This is a genomic window from Streptomyces sp. YKOK-I1 (genome assembly GCF_054660435.1).
In genome coordinates this window covers 8273925-8286628 of the sequence record NZ_BAAGDR010000001.1, presented here as the reverse complement: position 1 = coordinate 8286628, position 12704 = coordinate 8273925, and the positions used below count along the sequence as shown (strand labels likewise).

Here is a 12704-nt window from a genome sequence, read left to right as displayed (position 1 = left end):
GGCTCAGCGCCGGGTGCCGGTGCCGGTGCCGGTGCCGGTGCCGACCAGCGTGCGCTCGTACGGGTCGAGGAGCACTCCGCCGACGGTGTCCGCGACCCCGGTGACGACACGCTGGTGGACCAGGGGCACGACGGCGTCGGTCGCGAGGATCACGGCCTCGGCGGCCAGCGCGGCATCCTGCCGTTCGCCGGTGTCGGCGACCGCCCGGGCCCGCTCGACGGCCCGGTCGACGTCGTTGTCGCACAGCAGCGCCAGGTTGTAGCCGCCGTCGCAGGTGAAGTCGCTGCCGAGCAGGGAGACGGGGTCGCCGGTGTCGAGGAGGCTGTTGCGGGCGCCGACGAAGGCGTCGAATCTCCCGGCGAGCGCGTCGCTCTCCAGCCGCGCGTACTCGCGCACCTCCAGCTCCACGGTGAACCCCGCGTTCTCCAACTGCTGCTTCAACACCTGTGCGACCTCAGGGAGTTCGGGCCGGTTGTCGTAGGTGGCGAGGGTGATGGAGGCGCCGTCGGGCCGCCCGGCCCTCGCGCGTCCGGTGGGCGCGACCCGCTGGGCCTCGGCCCAGGTGACAGCGGGGCCGAACAGTCCGGTGCCGGGGTCGGCGTGCCCCTCGTAGACGCCGTCGGCGAGGGCGCCGGTGCCGACGGCTTCCCGGGCCGCGGCCCGCAGGGCGGGGTTCTTGAACGTGCCCGACTCCGTGTTGAGGAGCAGGCTCGTGGTGCGGGTGGTGGCGGTCTCGCGGCGGCTGTCGGCGTCCAGCGCGGCGGCCTGGGAGACGGGTATCGCCTCGGCGATGTCGATCTGCCCGGTGCGCAGGGCGTTGGTGCGGGCGGTGCCGTCGGCGATGAAGCGGGCGTCGATGCCGGAGGCCCGGGCGCGGCCCGCCCAGTGGTCGTCGAAGCGGTCGAGGGTGGCGGAGGTGGTGCCGGAGACCTCGGTGAGGGCGAAGGGGCCGGTGGCGGTGCCGACCGGATCGACGATGTCCTCGTGCGCGTAGGCCTTCGGGGCGAACACGGCGAGGCCGGGGCCGGCCAGTCGCAGCGGCAGGACGGGGTCGGGTGCGGTCGTGGTGATCCGTACGCCGGTCGCGCCCTGCGCCCGGGCCGTGAGGGTGACGCCGGACAGGGCGGCCGGGGCGGGCGCGGCGCGGCCTGCGCGGGTGAGGGCGGTGACCACGGCGGCAGGGGTGACCTCCGTGCCGTCCTGGAAGACGGCCTCGCGCAGGGCGAACAGCCAGGTCCGGTCGTCCACGCGGCGCCAGGAGGAGGCGAGTGCGGGTGCGGCGGCGCCGTTGGCGTCGAGGGCGGTCAGGCCCTCGGTCACACCGAGGCGGCTGAGGATCGTGGCGTCGGCGCCGTACGGGGAGAGGTTCTCGGTGGGCGGGAAGGCGAGGGCGACGCGCAGCCGAGCGCCGCCCTTGCCGTCGGCCGCCTCTCCGGCGTCGCCGGTGGGGGCGAAACAGCCGGTGAGCAGCGGGGCGAGGAGGAACGCGGTGAGGAGGCGAAAGCGGCCGGAGCGGCGGCGAGGGCGCATGGGGGGACGACCTAGGGGGTGAGGGAGGGCAGGGGAATCTCGAAGTGGACGATCCTCTGGCCGCCGCCGGGGTCCTCGCGTTCGTCGTGCACGACCTTGCCCAGGGACCGCCAGAAGCCTTCGGCTCCCTCGACGGCCGGGTCGGTGTGCAGATAGACGGAGCGGTATCCACCGTCGGCGGCGGCGAAGGCGAGGAGTTCCGTGACGAGTCGGCGGGCGAGTCCGCGCCGCCGGTGCTCGGGGCGTACGTACACCCGGCGCAACTGCGCGCTCTCACCGGACGGGAAGCGTGCGGCGACCTGTCTCGGGTTCGGCGGGTGGGCGGGCCCGCGGGAGTCGAGCGCGGCGGTACCCACCGCCTCGCCGCGGACGCCGTCCAGTGCCACCAGCAGGGTGTGGCGGACCGGGGCGAGATACGCGGCGGCCGGATCGATGATGTCGCCGTGCCAGCGGGGGACGTATCCGGTGCCGAAGTCGCGGTAGACGGTGTCGAGCATGACGGCGCGGGCACCGTCGAGGTCGTCAGGGCCCGCGGGCCTTATGCAGTAGTCACGCACTTGCACATCATATGCATTAAGCCCGCACCAATGATCATCCCCCACCCCGACATGCCGCCGCACCCTCTCGACTCCCCCGACTTGACAGTGATCACGATCGAGCCCTAAACCTAGCCACATGACATTCATTTTCAAAACGGCGGGCCGGTAGATGCGCGTCGCGTTCGTCGGCAAGGGCGGCAGCGGCAAGACCACCCTGTCGGCCCTGTTCGCCCGCGAACTGGCACGGTCGGGCGCACCCGTACTGGCCGTCGACGGCGACATCAACCAGCACCTGGCCGAGGCACTCGACCCCGCCGCCGGCCCGTTCGCCGCTCCGCCCCTGGCCGCGCACACGGGTGAGATCAAGGACCTTCTGCGCGGCACCAACCCGCGGATCACCTCCCGCGAGGCGATGGTCAAGACCACCCCGCCGGGCCGGGGTTCACGCCTGCTGCGCATGCTGGGCGACGACGCGTTGCACGCCCGGCACGTCCAACAGGTCGGCGGTGTACCGCTGATGGTCACCGGCGCGTTCGACGAGAGCGATCTCGGGGTGGCCTGCTACCACTCCAAGCTCGGCGCCGTCGAGCTCTACCTCGGGCATCTCGTCGACGGCCCCGGCGAGTACGTCGTCGTCGACATGACCGCGGGCGCCGACGCCTTCGCCTCCGGACTGTTCACCCGCTTCGACATGACGTTCCTGGTGGCCGAACCCACCCGCAGGGGCGTCTCCGTCTACCGCCAGTACCGCGACCACGCCGCCGAGTTCGGCATCCCGCTCGCCGTGGTCGGCAACAAGGTGACCGGCGAGGACGATCTGCTGTTCCTCAAGGAGCAGGTGGGCGACGACCTCCTCACCCACCTGGCCCTGTCCCCCTGGGTCCGCTCCGCCGAACGCGGCACGCCCCAGGGAGAGTTGGAGGAGGCCAACCGGCACGCGCTCACCGTCCTGCGCGAGACGGTCGACGCCCGCCCCAAGGACTGGCCGACCCTCCACCGGCACGCCGTCGAGTTCCATCTGCGCAACGCCCGCGCCTGGGCGGACACGGCGACAGGCCAGGACCTGGCGGCCCAGGTGGACCCGGAGTTCGTCCCCGGGCCCTCTTCCCTGATCTGACCACCCGGCAGACATCTCCCTTCCCCGCGTTTCCCCTCCCCCACCACAGAAACAGGACACCCATGTCTCTCGACGTCTCCCCGAAGCTCCTCGCCGAGGCCGAAGCTGGTGACATCCGCGAGGCGGACTTCGTCGACACCGTCCGCACCTCACTGCCGTACGCCTACGACCTCGTGGAGTCGCTCTCCGCCCGACTGCACGCCGGTATCGCCGAGTTCACCGACAACCAGACCCCGCCGCCGTCCGAGCAGGAGCGCGGCCAGCTGCTGCGCGCCCTCGCCAGCGACGCGATCCGCGGCAGCCTGGAGCGCCATTTCGGCGTGGCTCTCGCCTTCCAGAACTGCCACCGGGTCGCGGCCTTCCGTCCCGAGGCCCGGGACGGGCAGACGTACACCCGCTTCACCTCCACCCGGGCACAGGTGCTGAACCAGTCGGCGGAGCTGCGGGACTGCTGACGGGCAGACCTCGGACCCTCTCCGGCGTCACAACCCCCAGTCCGGACGGTCCCGGTGTCCACGGTCCCCGGGTCCAGCTGGTCGGAGCCTTACACCGCGGCGTCCTGGCAGTTGGCGAGGGCGCCGTGGCCGTCGGCCTGCTCACCGCTCGCGGCCGCCTTGTCGAGCCCCTCGATCCCCTCGATCAGCTCGTACACGGCCGCGCCGGTGGTCTCGTCCGGCTTCCCATAGGTGGAGAGGGGGTACTTGCTGTACGGCAGCCACCACACGCGATGGCCGCTCTTGCGCGAGCCGTCGCAGTCCGGGAGCACATCGGCACCCATGGTCCAGCTCATGGCCTTCCGGCCACCGATGTCGGTCAGCGGGAGCTCCTTCACGGAGATCACCGACTCGTCCGACCGCCCCTCCCGGATCTCGTCGAGCGCCAGGCTCGGCGCGTACTGGATCAAGGTCGCCAAGTCGCCCTCCTGTTCGGAGGGCGCCCATGCCTTAATTCATGACGTGAATTAAACATCGCGGGAAGGAGGCGTCAAGAGGTGCGGCATCGCTCGGGGAACTCACGCGCCACCACTTGACGTAAGCGTTCGGGCAGTTGAAGCATTCAGCGTCGAGAGAGCGCTCTCAACAGCGCTGCGGTTCACTTCCTGAATCAGCAGCCTCCGTCCCGTGTGTCAGCCGTTCGCCACGAGCCGCCCGAGCCGCCCCACCGAGGAGAGCCGCCCATGCCCCACACCCCCGAGCAGTTCCCCGCGCCGTCCCCCACAGCGTCCGCCGGGGAGCCTGCGGCCCCGGGCCGCAGAGCCGTCCTCGCGGCGGCCGCCGCGGCCGCGCCCGCCCTCGCGCTCACCGGGGTGCCGGCCGCCCCGGCCGCCGCCGCTCCACACGCCCCGCGCGCCCCACGCCCTCGCCTCCTGCCGGGTGGGGGTGATCTCGGCCCGAACGTCCAGGTCTTCGACCCGTCCACCCCGGACATCCAGGCCCGCCTCGACGAGGTGTTCCGGCAGCAGGAGTCCGCCCAATTCGGCACCGGACGCCACGCGTTGCTGTTCAAGCCCGGCACGTACCACGGCCTCAACGCCCAACTGGGCTTCTACACCTCCATCGCCGGCCTCGGGCTCTCCCCCGACGACACCACCATCAACGGGGACGTGACGGTCGACGCGGGCTGGTTCGGCGGCAACGCCACCCAGAACTTCTGGCGTTCGGCGGAGAACCTCGCCCTCGTCCCCGCGAACGGCACCAACCGGTGGGCGGTCGCCCAAGCGGCCCCCTTCCGCCGGATGCACGTCCACGGGGGCCTCAACCTCGCCCCCTCCGGCTACGGTTGGGCCAGCGGTGGCTACATCGCCGACAGCCGCGTCGAGGGCCAGATCGGACCCTACTCGCAGCAGCAGTGGTACACCCGGGACAGCGCGATCGGCAGCTGGCTCAACGGCGTCTGGAACATGGTCTTCTCCGGCGTCGAGGGCGCGCCCGCGCAGAGCTTCCCCGACCCGCCCTACACCACGCTCGACACGACTCCCGTCTCCCGCGAGAAGCCGTTCCTGTACGTCGACGGCGGCGGCGCCTTCCGGGTGTTCCTGCCCGCCAAGCGGACGCATGCGCGCGGGGTCAGCTGGGGCAACGGCACCCCGCGCGGCACCTCCCTGCCCCTGTCACGCTTCTACGTCGCCCGGCCGGGCGTCCCGGCGGCGACCCTCAACCTGGCCCTCGCGCAGGGCCTCCACCTGCTGCTCACCCCGGGCATCTACCACCTCGACCGGCCGATCCGGGTCGACCGCGCCGACACCGTCGTCCTGGGCCTCGGGTACGCCACCCTCATCCCGGACAACGGCGTCACCGCGCTGAAGGTCGCCGACGTCGACGGGGTCCGCCTCGCGGGCTTCCTGGTGGACGCCGGTCCCGTCAACTCGCCCACCCTGCTGGAGATCGGGCCGCGCGGCGCCCGACGCGACCACTCCGCCAACCCCACCACCCTCCAGGACGTGTTCGTCCGGATCGGCGGCGCGGGCGCCGGCCGGGCCACCACCAGCCTGGTCGTCAACAACCGGCACACCATCGTCGACCACACCTGGGTCTGGCGCGCCGACCACGGCGACGGCGTCGGCTGGGAGACCAACCGCGCCGACTACGGCGTCGTCGTCAACGGCCACGACGTGCTCGCCACCGGACTGTTCGTCGAGCACTTCAACAAGTACGACGTGCAGTGGTACGGCGAGCGTGGCCGCACCGTGTTCTTCCAGAACGAGAAGGCCTACGACGCCCCGAACCAGGCCGCCGTCCAGAACGGCGCGCTCAAGGGGTACGCCGCCTACAAGGTCGGCGACGACGTCACCACGCACGAGGCCTGGGGCCTGGGCAGCTACTGCTACTACAACGTCGACCCCACGATCGTGCAGCACCACGGCTTCGCCGCCCCGAACACCCCGGGCGTGAAGTTCCACGACCTGCTGGTGATCTCCCTCGGCGGCAACGGCCAGTACGAGGCGGTGATCAACGACTCCGGGGCGCCGACGTCGGGGACCTCGACCGTGCCGTCGACAGTGGTGTCGTATCCCTGAGTGTGAATCCCTGAGGCGGTATCGCATACGGCATACGGTCGACTCCGGTGAGACCCTCGGGGGCTCCATGTACAGGAGCCCCCGAGCGCGGCGGCCAGAACCTACGGCGTCATCGCCGCCGCGGGTGCCGGGGCGTACCCCGTCGGCCGGGCCGTGAAGGTGCCGCGGCCCTGGGTGCGGCTGCGCAGCCGGGTCGCGTAGCCGAACAGCTCCGCCAGCGGGACGGTGGCGGTGACCACCGCCGACCCGCCGCGGACCACCGACTCGGTGACCCGGCCGCGCCGGGCGGCCAGATCACCGAGGACCCCGCCGACCGCGTCCTCGGGCACGGTGACCGTGACCTCGACGACGGGTTCCAGCAGGACCATCGCGCAGGCGCGCAGGGCCTCCCGGAGCGCGAACCGGCCCGCCGTGCGGAAGGCCGTGTCGGAGGAGTCCTTCACATGGGTCGCGCCGTCGGTCAGGGTGACCCGCAGCCCCGTCACCGGGTGACCGCCGAGGGGGCCCTCGGCGAGGGCGTCACGGCAGCCGGCCTCGACGGCCCGCACGTACTCCTGCGGCACCCGTCCGCCGACCACCGACGACCGGAACTCGAACCCGCCCTCCAGCGCCTCCACATCGAGCACGACGTGCGCGAACTGCCCGGCCCCGCCGTCCTGTTTGACGTGCCGGTACACCACACCGGACACCCCGCGGCCCACCGTCTCCCGGTACGTCACCCTGGGGCGGCCGACGTTGACGTCCAGCCCGAGGGCACGGCGGATCTTCTCCACCGCCACCTCCAGGTGCAGTTCACCCATGCCCGACAGCACCGTCTGCCCGGTCTCGGGATCGGTTCGCACGACGAGCGAAGGATCCTCCTCCGCGAGCCGGGCGAGCGCCGGGGCCAGTCGGTCGGTGTCGGTGCTCCGGCACGCCTCGACCGCCACCGACACCACCGGGTCGGCGACCCCGGGCGGCTCCAGGACCAGCGGGGCCCCGGGCGCGCAGAGGGTCGAGCCCGGCCGGGCCGACTTCAGCCCGACCACGGCCACGATGTCCCCCGCGACCGCCCGGTCCACCTGGGCGTGCCGGTCGGCCTGCACCCGCAGGATCCGGCCGATCCGCTCGACACGCCCCGTACCGGACTCCCACACCGGGTCTCCCTTCTCGATCGTTCCGGAGTACACCCGCAGGTAGGTGAGCCTGCCGGTGGGGGTGGCGGCGACTTTGAAGGCGAGGGCGGCGAACGGGGCGGCGGGGTCGGCGGGGCGCCGCTCGTCGGCCGTGTGCGGGATACGGTCGGCCGTGTGCGGGATACGGTCGGGGATGTGCGGCATACGGTCGGCGACATCGTGCGTACGGTCGACACCATCCCGGATCCCGCATACCGCCGGCACGTCCAGCGGCGACGGCAGATAGTCGACGACGGCGTCCAGCAGCGGTTCGATCCCCCGGTTGCGGTACGCCGATCCGCACAGGACGACCACCCCGTCCCCCGTGCGGGTCAGGTCCCGCAGGGCGGTGGTGAGGGTCTCGGCGGAGAGCGTCTCCCGGTCGCAGAACTCCTCCAGCGCGGCCGGGTGTCGTTCCGCGACCGTCTCCTCCAGGAGCCGGCGCCGGCGCAGCGCCTCCTCCCGCAGCGCCTCCGGTACGTCCTCTTCGACGGCGGTGTCGCTGCCGTCGCCCCAGGTCAGTGCCCGCAGGCGGAGCAGGTCCACGACCCCGGTGAAGGTGTCTTCGGCGCCGATGGGGAGGTGAACGACGAGCGGGACGGGGTGGAGGCGGGCGCGGAGGGAGGCGACGGCGGTGTCGAGGTCGGCGCCCGCGCGGTCCATCTTGTTGACGAACGCGATCCTCGGTACGCCGTGCCGGTCGGCCTGCCGCCACACCGACTCGCTCTGCGGTTCCACGCCGGCGACGGCGTCGAACACCGCCACCGCCCCGTCGAGGACCCGCAGGGCGCGTTCCACCTCGTCGGCGAAGTCGACGTGTCCGGGGGTGTCGATCAGGTTGACGCGGTGGCCGTTCCAGTCGCAGCTGACAGCCGCGGCGAAGATGGTGATCCCGCGGTCGCGTTCCTGGGGGTCGAAGTCGGTGACGGTGGTGCCGTCGTGGACCTCACCGCGCTTGTGCGTGGTCCCGGTGGCATACAGGATCCGCTCGGTGACGGTGGTCTTGCCGGCGTCGACGTGAGCGAGGATGCCCAGGTTGCGCACGGCGGCGAGGTGACGACGGTCGAGGTTGTTGCGCACGGCCCTTGGCCTTTCGGGTGTTCTCGGGGAACGGGCGGCGCGATGGGCTGATGCCGTGTGAGGGGCGCGCCGTCGGCTCGGTGGAGCGGACGGCGCGCGGTGTACCCGGACGGGCGTCAGCGCATCCGGTGTCCGGCGCGCAGCGGACACCGGACGGACCGGGACACGAGGATCACCTCGTAGCGTGCGCGGGGAGCGACGGCGGTGGTGCGGTCTCGCATGGCCGTGCTCCCTTCGTTCGTCATGGCACCGGTTCGTCCTGGTGGGCCGCGGCCCGGTCGTGGGCGGCGCTCGGCCTGCGGTGAGTGTAGGAGCGGGGCGGGGTGCCCCGCACGGCATTTACCTCACACCGGTGTGGTCGACTCCGTGTAGAAGTGCCGTCGCACCCGGCGCAGCCAGGCCTCCGCCGCGCGCTCGTCGGGCTGTTCGGGCAGCACGCTCGGGGTGGCGTCGAACTTCTCCTCGAAGCCGCGCAGCAGCGGGAGGGCGGCCTCGGGGTCGGCGGCGACCTGTTCGCCGAAGCGGTGGTAGCTCTCCGGGTCATCGACGCGGATCGCCAACCGGCCCTCGGCGTACAGCTCGTAGCCCTGGGTGCACAGCCGCTTGAGGTGCCGGGCGTGCTTGGCGATGCGCTTCGTGGTCTGTTCGGTGGGTGCGCCGTCGCCACGGTTCTGCAGCTTGCGGAACTGCTGGGTGGCGTAGCCGAGGTAGGCGTCGCGGATCCGCCGGGAGCCGAGCAGCGTGGTGCGTATGTCGCGGAGTTCGTCTCCGAGGGGGGTGCGGACCTCGTACAACTCCTCCGGGAGCCACACGAGTTCCATCACGGTCGGGTTGCCGGCGAGGGCGAGCCGGCACCACTTGGCGGCCTCGTGCAGGGTGCGGTCGGGCGCGGTGGAGACGTGGGACTCCTTCGGTGTGTGCAGGCCGTGCAGGTCCTCGGTGGGGGTGGCGAACATGCCGAGGCGGTCCACGTCGGATCCCGCGTGGGCGAGCCCGTAGGCGGTCGAGCCGACGACGCCGGACAGAAGGATGTGGTGGACGGTCACTGGTGCCCCCGTTGATGGGCGCCCTGCGAGGTGCCCGGGCGTCGGAACCGCCATGATGCCCCGGCGCGCACCCCGCCCACCTCACCTTTTAGGCGCACGGCGACCGGCCCGCCGTTCCGGCTTCGTTCCGGCGTTCCGGCGTTCCGGCGTTCCGGCGTTCCGGCGGATCAGCCTCGTTCCGGCCTTCTTCCTCAGCTCAGAGCCATGTGACATATTACTGTGGTGACCAAGCGACCTTGCGGTGACGTGGTGGTCGTCGGCGCCGGCATGGTGGGCGCCGCCTGTGCGCTGTACGCGGCCCGTGCCGGGCTCGATGTCGTACTGGTGGACCGCGGTCCGGTGGCGGGCGGCACCACCGGCGCGGGTGAGGGAAACCTCCTCGTCTCCGACAAGGAGCCCGGTCCCGAACTCCGACTCGCCCTGCTGTCCCTGCGGTTGTGGGCAGAGCTCGCCGAAACGCTGGGCCCGGCTGTGGAGTACGAGCCGAAGGGCGGACTGGTCGTCGCGTCCACGGCAAAGTCGCTCGCCGCCCTGACGGACCTGACCGTCGGCCAGCGGGCGGCCGGGGTGACGGCCGTCGCCGTCGAGGCCTGTCAACTCCACGATCAGGAACCGCACTTGGCGTCCGGTCTCGCGGGCGGTGTCCTGTATCCGCAGGACGCCCAGGTGATGCCCACGCTGGCCGCCGCCCATCTGGTGCGGATCTCCGGCGCGCGACTGGAGACGGGCCGGACCGTGACGGGCGTCCTGCGTGGCGCCGACGGTGCCGTGCGCGGGGTGCGCACCGACCGGGGCGATCTGCTCGCGCCGGCCGTGGTGAACGCGGCCGGTACCTGGGGCGGTGAGATCGCGGCGCTGGCGGGGGCGGCCCTGCCCGTACGTCCCCGCCGTGGGTTCGTGCTGGTCACCGAGCCGCTGCCGCGACGGGTGCGGCACAAGGTGTACGCCGCCGACTATGTGGCCGATGTCGCCAGCGACTCCGCCTCCCTGCAGACCTCACCGGTCGTCGAGGGCACCGCCGCCGGGCCCGTGTTGATCGGGGCGAGCCGTGAACGGGTGGGCTTCGACCGGTCGTTCTCGCTGCCGGTCGTACGGGAGCTCGCCGCCGGGGCAACCCGGCTCTTCCCCTTCCTGGCGGACGTACGGGTGATGCGCACGTATCTCGGCTTCCGTCCCTACCTGCCGGACCATCTGCCCGCGATCGGGCCCGATCCGCGGGTGCCGGGGCTGTTCCACGCCTGCGGTCACGAGGGCGCGGGCATCGGGCTCGCCACCGGTACCGGTCATCTCCTCGCGCAGGCGCTGACCGGCGAGAACCCGGAGCTGGACCTGACTCCGTTCCGTCCCGAGCGGTTCGCCGAGACCGAGGAGGCCGCACCGTGAGCACGTACAAGTCATGCTGTGGAGAGCGCTCTTGAACCCGCTGCGGCTGGTGCGGGCGCGGCCCGGCGCACCGTTCACCGTCACCTTCGACGGTCGTGAGATCGAGGCGCTGCCGGGACAGACGCTCGCGGCCGTGCTGTGGTCCGCGGGCGTCACCGCCTGGCGGGGCACGCGGGGCGAGGGCCGGCCGCGCGGGGTGTTCTGCGGGATCGGCGTGTGCTTCGACTGCCTGGTCACCGTCGACGGCCGCCCCAACCAGCGGGCCTGTCTGGTTGCCGCCGTGCCGGGCGCGGACGTCCGTACGCAGGAGGGGACGGGCCACGATGACTGAACGGGCTCCGCTGCTCGCGGTGATCGGGGCGGGACCGGCGGGTCTCGCCGCGACCCTGGCGGCGGCCACGCGCGGCGTCCGGGTGACGCTGGTCGACTCGGCCGCGGAACCGGGCGGTCAGTTCTACCGGCAGCCCGCCCGCGGCCTCGGCGCTCGCCGTCCCGAGGCGCTCCACCATCAGTGGCGCGCCTGGCGGCGCCTGCGCACCGGACTCGACGCCCGCATCGCCGCCGGACGGATCACATACCTGAGCGAGCGTCACGTGTGGTGCGTGGAGCGGGAGTCGACCGGCTTCACCGTGCACGCGCTGCTCGGCCCGGAGCAGCGGGAGTCCGTCGCACTGCGTGCCGACGGGGTGCTGCTGGCGACCGGCGGATACGAGAGGGTCCTGCCGTTCCCGGGCTGGACGCTGCCCGGTGTGGTGACCGCGGGGGGCGCGCAGGCGCTGCTGAAGGGCGGACTCGTGCTGCCGGGCCGTACCGTGGTCGTGGCCGGGACGGGCCCGCTGCTGCTGCCCGTCGCGACCGGTCTCGCGGCGGCGGGCGCGAAGGTGGCCGCCCTGGTCGAGTCAGCCGGTCCGAGGGCCTTCGGACGCAGCGCCCGGTCCTTCGCCGGAGCCCCGGACAAGCTCGCCGAGGGCGTCGGCTACGCCGCTCAACTCCTGTGGCATGGAGTGTCCGTGAAGACCCGTCATACGGTGCTGGAGGCGCACGGGGCCGAGCGCCTGGAGTCCGTGACGATCGCGGCGCTCGACGCCGAGGGGCGCCCGGTCCCGGGCAGCGCACGCCGTGTCCCCTGCGACGCCCTGGCCTTGAGCCATGGGCTGCTGCCTCACACCGATCTCGCGGACGGGCTCGGCTGCGGGATCGACGGGGCGACCGTGCGCGTGGACGAGGAACAGCGCACCGACGTCTCCGGCGTCTGGGCGGCCGGTGAGGCCACGGGCATCGGCGGTGCGGCCCTGTCGCTGGCCGAGGGCCACATCGCCGGACGCTCGGCGGCGGACCGGCTGCGGGGCGCCGTCCCGGACCCGGGCGCCTGGGCGTCGGCGGCCCGCACCCGTACCCGACTGCGTGCCTTCTTCGCCGCACTCGACGGCGCCTACGCCCCCGCGGCGCACTGGGCGAAGCAGGTGACCGACGGGACGGTGGTGTGCCGGTGCGAGGAGGTCACGGCCGGGGCGGTCCGTGCGGCCGTGGCCTCGCTCGGCGCCGGCGATCTGCGCACCGTGAAGCTGCTGACCCGGGCCGGAATGGGCTGGTGCCAGGGCCGGATGTGCGAACCCGGGGTGGCGGGCGTGGCGGGCTGCGCTCCGACGCCGGCCCGCAGACTGCTGGCCCGCCCGGTCCCCCTCGGCGTCCTGGCCGAGCCCCCGCCGCCACCGTGAGGCGCTCGCACCGCCCCCGGCCCCCCTGCATGAACCGCCCGCACCGAGCCCCGCCCGAGCGCTGAGCCGTACCGCAGCCATAGCCGTAGCCGTAGCTCAGCCGTACCGCACCCACTGCCAC

At 72.8% G+C, this 12704-nt stretch carries 11 protein-coding genes; 6 read left to right on the top strand and 5 right to left on the bottom strand.

Annotated elements, in window-relative coordinates:
• Positions 1 to 3: 3 nt before the first annotated feature.
• A complete protein-coding gene (locus ACYQ8Q_RS36725; protein WP_460070991.1) occupies positions 4 to 1530 on the bottom strand; it encodes an ABC transporter substrate-binding protein in 1527 nt (508 codons plus the stop codon).
• Positions 1531 to 1541: 11 nt separating this feature from the next.
• Complete coding sequence (locus ACYQ8Q_RS36720) at positions 1542 to 2087, bottom strand: GNAT family N-acetyltransferase (RefSeq protein WP_460070990.1); 546 nt, start codon at positions 2085 to 2087, stop codon at positions 1542 to 1544.
• A 151-nt stretch (positions 2088 to 2238) separates the two neighbouring features.
• Here ACYQ8Q_RS36720 and ACYQ8Q_RS36715 point away from each other — a divergent pair, with 151 nt between their 5' ends.
• Together ACYQ8Q_RS36715 and ACYQ8Q_RS36710 are read left to right on the top strand one after the other, a co-directional pair.
• On the top strand, positions 2239 to 3186 hold the full coding sequence (locus tag ACYQ8Q_RS36715; protein WP_460070989.1) for an ATP-binding protein: 948 nt from the start codon (positions 2239 to 2241) through the stop codon (positions 3184 to 3186).
• Between the two features lie 62 nt (positions 3187 to 3248).
• Positions 3249 to 3641, top strand: a complete 393-nt coding sequence (locus ACYQ8Q_RS36710) for an SCO5389 family protein (RefSeq protein WP_460070988.1) — start codon at positions 3249 to 3251, stop codon at positions 3639 to 3641.
• 89 nt (positions 3642 to 3730) lie between these two features.
• Here the strand turns inward: ACYQ8Q_RS36710 and ACYQ8Q_RS36705 are convergent, their stop codons facing one another.
• On the bottom strand, positions 3731 to 4099 hold the full coding sequence (locus tag ACYQ8Q_RS36705; RefSeq protein ID WP_460070987.1) for a hypothetical protein: 369 nt from the start codon (positions 4097 to 4099) through the stop codon (positions 3731 to 3733).
• A 264-nt stretch (positions 4100 to 4363) separates the two neighbouring features.
• On the opposite strand from ACYQ8Q_RS36705, the gene ACYQ8Q_RS36700 reads away from it, so the two are divergent.
• On the top strand, positions 4364 to 6202 hold the full coding sequence (locus tag ACYQ8Q_RS36700; RefSeq protein WP_460070986.1) for a coagulation factor 5/8 type domain-containing protein: 1839 nt from the start codon (positions 4364 to 4366) through the stop codon (positions 6200 to 6202).
• A gap of 101 nt (positions 6203 to 6303) precedes the next feature.
• Here ACYQ8Q_RS36700 and fusA read toward each other — a convergent pair whose 3' ends face one another.
• Positions 6304 to 8436 (bottom strand): elongation factor G, encoded by a 2133-nt coding sequence (gene fusA, locus ACYQ8Q_RS36695; RefSeq protein ID WP_460070985.1) that lies wholly within the window; start codon positions 8434 to 8436, stop codon positions 6304 to 6306.
• A gap of 344 nt (positions 8437 to 8780) precedes the next feature.
• Positions 8781 to 9482, bottom strand: coding sequence for a nucleotidyltransferase domain-containing protein (locus ACYQ8Q_RS36690; protein ID WP_460070984.1), 702 nt, complete (start codon positions 9480 to 9482; stop codon positions 8781 to 8783).
• Positions 9483 to 9704: 222 nt separating this feature from the next.
• Between ACYQ8Q_RS36690 and ACYQ8Q_RS36685 the strand changes: the two genes are divergently transcribed.
• Genes ACYQ8Q_RS36685 through ACYQ8Q_RS36675 form a run of 3 tightly spaced genes read left to right on the top strand, consistent with a single transcriptional unit; the run spans position 9705 to position 12583 of the window.
• On the top strand, positions 9705 to 10865 hold the full coding sequence (locus ACYQ8Q_RS36685) for an NAD(P)/FAD-dependent oxidoreductase (protein ID WP_460070983.1): 1161 nt from the start codon (positions 9705 to 9707) through the stop codon (positions 10863 to 10865).
• 31 nt (positions 10866 to 10896) lie between these two features.
• On the top strand, positions 10897 to 11196 hold the full coding sequence (locus ACYQ8Q_RS36680) for a (2Fe-2S)-binding protein (protein WP_460070982.1): 300 nt from the start codon (positions 10897 to 10899) through the stop codon (positions 11194 to 11196).
• On the top strand, positions 11189 to 12583 hold the full coding sequence (locus tag ACYQ8Q_RS36675) for an FAD-dependent oxidoreductase (RefSeq protein ID WP_460070981.1): 1395 nt from the start codon (positions 11189 to 11191) through the stop codon (positions 12581 to 12583). Before ACYQ8Q_RS36680 ends, ACYQ8Q_RS36675 begins: the two co-directional genes overlap by 8 nt.
• Positions 12584 to 12704 lie beyond the last annotated feature (121 nt).

Excerpts from the sequence above, each read along its gene's own strand:
- ACYQ8Q_RS36725 (WP_460070991.1), bottom strand. The coding sequence starts at position 1,530 with ATGCGCCCTCGCCGCCGCTCCGGCCGCTTTCGCCTCCTCACCGCGTTC.
- ACYQ8Q_RS36715 (WP_460070989.1), top strand. The coding sequence starts at position 2,239 with ATGCGCGTCGCGTTCGTCGGCAAGGGCGGCAGCGGCAAGACCACCCTG.
- ACYQ8Q_RS36710 (WP_460070988.1), top strand. The coding sequence starts at position 3,249 with ATGTCTCTCGACGTCTCCCCGAAGCTCCTCGCCGAGGCCGAAGCTGGT.
- ACYQ8Q_RS36700 (WP_460070986.1), top strand. The coding sequence starts at position 4,364 with ATGCCCCACACCCCCGAGCAGTTCCCCGCGCCGTCCCCCACAGCGTCC.
- ACYQ8Q_RS36675 (WP_460070981.1), top strand. The coding sequence starts at position 11,189 with ATGACTGAACGGGCTCCGCTGCTCGCGGTGATCGGGGCGGGACCGGCG.